Source organism: Burkholderia sp. LMG 13014, assembly GCF_905232215.1.
In the GTDB taxonomy this organism is placed as follows: Bacteria; Pseudomonadota; Gammaproteobacteria; order Burkholderiales; family Burkholderiaceae; genus Burkholderia.
Genome location: NZ_CAJNKE010000476.1, coordinates 1 through 4,596, shown reverse-complemented (window position 1 = coordinate 4,596; position 4,596 = coordinate 1). Strand labels below are relative to the sequence as shown.

Sequence of the window (4,596 nt, the reverse complement as noted above, 5' to 3'; positions counted from 1 at the left end):
CGTGCAGGGCGACCTCGAAGCCGTGCCGCCGGTCGAGTCGCTGCCCGCGCTGACCGCGCAGCTCGACGATTCTCCACTCGCCCGGATCGCGCGCGCCGAGATGCTGCGCTCGAACGCGGCCGTGTCGCTCGAACGCGCGCGGCGCATTCCGGACGTGACGATCAGCGCGGGCGTGAAGCGCGTGACCACGGGCGGCGTGCCGGACAACCAGGCGGTGGTCGGCGTGTCGATCCCGATTCCGCTGTTCAACACGAACAAGGGCGCGCTGCTCGAGGCGACGCACAAGGCCACGCGCGCGAATGCCGATCTCGATCGCGAACGCACGCGCCTGCGGCTGGACCTCACGCAGGCATACGCGAATTTCGAAGCCGCCGCACAAGAAGCGCAGCGGCTGAAGGCCGACATCCTGCCGGCCGCGCGCCTCGCGCTCGATGCGATGTCGCGCGGCTACGAGCTCGGGAAGTTCAGCTTCCTCGACGTGCTCGACGCGCAGCGCACGCTGTTCCAGGGCCAGTCGCAATACGTGCGTGCGCTCGCCGATGCGCATACGGCCCGCGCCGACATCGGCCGGCTCGTCGGTACGCCGCTCGCGCCGCTTGCACCGGTCGCGCAATAGCGCAACGGACGCCTCTTTTACCTGAAGGATCACCATGTCACGCAACAGAATCCTGATCGTCGCGGCGGTCGTGCTCGGCAGTGCCGGAATCGTCATCGGCGCACTCGGTGTCACGCGCAACAGCGGTGGCAACGGCGGCAGCGGCGCGTCCGCGTCGACGGCCGCCGAAGCCGCATCGTCCGTCGAAGCCGCCGGCGAGCGCGGCGGTGTCGTGCTCAAGCGCGGCAAGCTGTCCGTCGAAATCGTGATGACGGAGAAGCCCGGCGATGCGCGCCTCATCGTCTATCCGTTCGTCGACGGCAAGCCGGCCGACAAGGGCGTGACCGTGTCCGGCACGCTGGTTCGCTACGACCGCACGCACGAACCCTTGCGTTTCGACGCGGCCGGTCAGAAGTTCGTGTCCGCGCAGTCGATCGGCAAGCCGCACGTGTTCGACGCGACGATCGACGTGAAGGCAGGCAATGAATCCGCCTCGTTCCCGTTCGCCCGCGCCGATGGCGCAATCGCGCTGACCGACGCGCAGCTCGCGACCTCGAAGATCGCGTTGGCGAAGGCCGGCCCCGCGCAGATCGCGACGCCGTTCCAACTCCCGGGCGAGATCAAGTTCAACGAGGATCGCACCGCGCACGTGGTGCCGCGCGTGGCCGGCATCGTCGAGCAGGTGTCGGTGTCGCTCGGGCAGAACGTCGCGAAGGGGCAGGTACTGGCCGTGATCGCGAGCACCGATCTTGCCGACCGGCGCAGCGAGCTGCTGACGGCCGAGCGCCGGTTGTCAGGTGCGCGCGCGACCTACGAGCGCGAACGCACGCTCTGGAAGGAGCGCATTTCGGCCGAGCAGGACTACCAGCAGGCGCAGGTGCAGTTGCGTGAAGCCGAGATCGCCGTGCAGAACGCGCGGCAGAAGCTCGCCGCGCTGAACGCACCGGTCGGCGCGGGTGCGCTGAACCGCTACGAACTGCGCGCGCCGTTCGCCGGCACGATCGTCGAGAAGCATGCGACGCCCGGCGAAGCGATCGCCGCCGATGCCAGCATGTTCGTGATCTCCGATCTGTCGACGGTATGGGCCGAGATGGCCGTGCCGGCGCAGCGGCTCAACGACGTGCGGGTCGGCCGCGACGCGACGGTCATCGCGACCGCGTTCGAATCGCGTTCGAGCGGCCCGATCGCGTACGTGGGTTCGCTGCTCGGCGAACAGACGCGCACCGCGCCGGCGCGCGTCGTGCTGCCGAACCCGGACGGCGTGTGGCGGCCCGGGATGTTCGTGAACGTGTCGGTCGACGCGGGCAAGCAGGGCGTGCCGCTCGCGGTCGCGAGCGACGCGCTGCAGGACGTCGACGGCGCACCTTCCGTCTTCGTGCGCTCGCCGAAGGGTTTCGTCGCCCAGGCCGTCGAAACCGGGCGGCGCGACGAACGGGCGACCGAAGTGCTGAAGGGCGTCAAGCCGGGCCAGGAATACGCGGCGTCGAACAGCTTCGTGCTGAAGGCCGAACTCGGCAAGGGGAGCGCGGAACATGAATGAGCGTTACGTGTGTGCCGTTGCACGACTCGCGGCCCGCTATGCGGCCCGCTTTCCGGATCGCCGCGTGACCGGCCGGGCGGCCCGTCCGTCGAGGGTGACCGTGCCCCGTTTCAAGGAATCCCGTCATGTTTGAACGCCTGATCCGCTTTGCGATTGCGCACCGCTGGCTCGTGATGCTGGCGATCGCGGCCGTGGCCGCGCTGGGCGTGTTCAGCTACCAGAAGCTGCCGATCGACGCGGTGCCCGACATCACCAACGTGCAGGTCCAGATCAACACGTCCGCGCCGGGTTATTCGCCGCTCGAGGCCGAGCAGCGCATCACCTATCCGGTCGAGACCGTGATGGCCGGCCTGCCGGGCCTCGAGCAGACGCGCTCGATCTCGCGCTACGGGCTGTCGCAGGTCACGGTGATCTTCAAGGACGGCACCGACATCTATTTCGCGCGGCAGCTCGTCAACGAGCGCATCCAGGAAGCGAAGGACAAGCTGCCGGCCGGTATCGCGCCCGCGATGGGGCCGACGTCGACGGGCCTCGGCGAGATCTACCTGTGGACCGTCGAGGCCGACGCGGCCGCGCGCAAGCCCGACGGCACGCGCTATACGGCGGCCGACCTGCGCGAGTTGCAGGACTGGGTCATCAGGCCGCAGCTCAGGAACGTGCGCGGCGTGACCGAGGTGAACTCGATCGGCGGCTACGTGAAGGAATACCGCGTCGCGCCGAATCCGGCGAAGCTGATGTCGTACGGGCTCACGCTCGCCGACGTCGTGCGCGCGCTCGAACGCAACAACGACAACGTCGGGGCCGGCTACATCGAAAAGCGCGGCGAGCAGTATCTCGTGCGCGTGCCGGGCCAGGCGCGCACCGTCGACGATATCGCGAACATCGTGCTGACCAACGTCGGCGGCGTGCCGGTTCGGATGAAGGACGTCGGGCTGGTCGACATCGGCCGCGAGCTGCGCACCGGCGCGGCGACGTCGGACGGCGAGGAGGTCGTGCTCGGCACGGTTTTCATGCTGATGGGTGAGAACAGCCGCACGGTCGCGAAGGCCGTCGCCGCGAAGATGGACGACGTGAACCGCACGCTGCCTTCAGGCGTGAAGGCGATTCCCGTGTACGACCGCACGGTGCTCGTCGAGAAGGCCGTCGCGACGGTGAAGAAGAACCTGCTCGAAGGCGCAATCCTCGTGATCGCCGTGCTGTTCCTTTTTCTCGGCAACATGCGCGCGGCGCTGATCACCGCGCTCGTGATCCCGCTGTCGATGCTGATGACCTTCACCGGGATGGTGAACGCGAAGGTGAGCGCGAACCTGATGAGTCTCGGTGCGCTCGACTTCGGGATCATCGTCGATGGCGCGGTGGTGATCGTCGAGAACTGCGTAAGGCGGCTCGCGCATGCGCAGGCCGCCGCCGGCCGGCCGCTCACGCGCGACGAGCGTTTCGCGGAGGTGTTCGGTGCATCGCAGGAGGCACGCCGCGCGCTGATCTTCGGGCAACTGATCATCATGGTCGTGTACCTGCCGATCTTTGCGCTGACGGGCGTCGAAGGCAAGATGTTCCATCCGATGGCCATTACCGTCGTGATGGCGCTCGCGGCCGCGATGGTGCTGACCGTCACGTTCATTCCGGCGGCCGTCGCGCTGTTCATCGGCGAGCGCGTCGAGGAGAAGGAGAACCGGCTGATGGGCTGGGCGCGGCGCGCGTACGAACCGGCGCTCGCGGCGTTCATGACGCGCCCGGCGCGCGTGCTGATCGGCGCGGGCGTGATCGTTCTGGCCACGCTCGGGCTTGCCACGCGGCTCGGCAGCGAGTTCATTCCGAGCCTCAACGAGGGCGACCTCGCGGTTGCCGCATTGCGGATTCCCGGCACGAGCCTGTCGCAGTCGGTGGAGATGCAGAAGTCGATAGAGAAGACGCTGAAGGCGCGCTTCCCCGAGATCGAGCGCGTGTTTGCACGCACCGGCACGGCCGAGATCGCGGCCGACCCGATGCCGCCGAACCTGTCGGACGGCTACATCATGCTGAAGCCTGCCGACCAGTGGCCCGACCCGCAGAAGCCGCGCGACCAGCTCGTGCGCGAGATCGAGAAGGCGCTCGCCGAGCTGCCGGGCAACGCCTACGAGTTCTCGCAGCCGATCCAGCTGCGCTTCAACGAACTGATCTCGGGCGTGCGCAGCGACGTCGCGGTGAAGATCTTCGGCGACGACATGGCCGTGCTGAACCAGACCGGCGAGCAGATCGCGGCCGCGCTGCAGAAGGTGCAGGGTGCGTCGGAAGTGAAGGTCGAGCAGACCACCGGCCTGCCCGTGCTGACCGTCAACCTCGACCGCGACAAGCTTGCGCGCTATGGCGTGAGCGTCGCCGACCTGCAGGATACGGTGGCCGCCGCCGTCGGCGGGCAGAAGGCCGGCACGCTGTTCCAGGGTGACCGCCGCTTCGACATCGTCGTGCGGCTGCCCGACGA

The 4,596-nt window shown here is 68.3% G+C and carries 3 protein-coding genes; all 3 read left to right on the top strand.

Annotated features, from left to right (window positions below):
* A partial coding sequence (locus JYJ84_RS29040; RefSeq protein WP_205189792.1) for a TolC family protein occupies window positions 1-616 on the top strand: 616 nt, incomplete at its 5' end.
* Between the two features lie 34 nt (window positions 617-650).
* A complete protein-coding gene (locus JYJ84_RS29035; RefSeq protein WP_175221700.1) occupies window positions 651-2,135 on the top strand; it encodes an efflux RND transporter periplasmic adaptor subunit in 1,485 nt (494 codons plus the stop codon).
* A gap of 125 nt (window positions 2,136-2,260) precedes the next feature.
* A partial coding sequence (locus JYJ84_RS29030; protein ID WP_205189791.1) for an efflux RND transporter permease subunit occupies window positions 2,261-4,596 on the top strand: 2,336 nt, incomplete at its 3' end.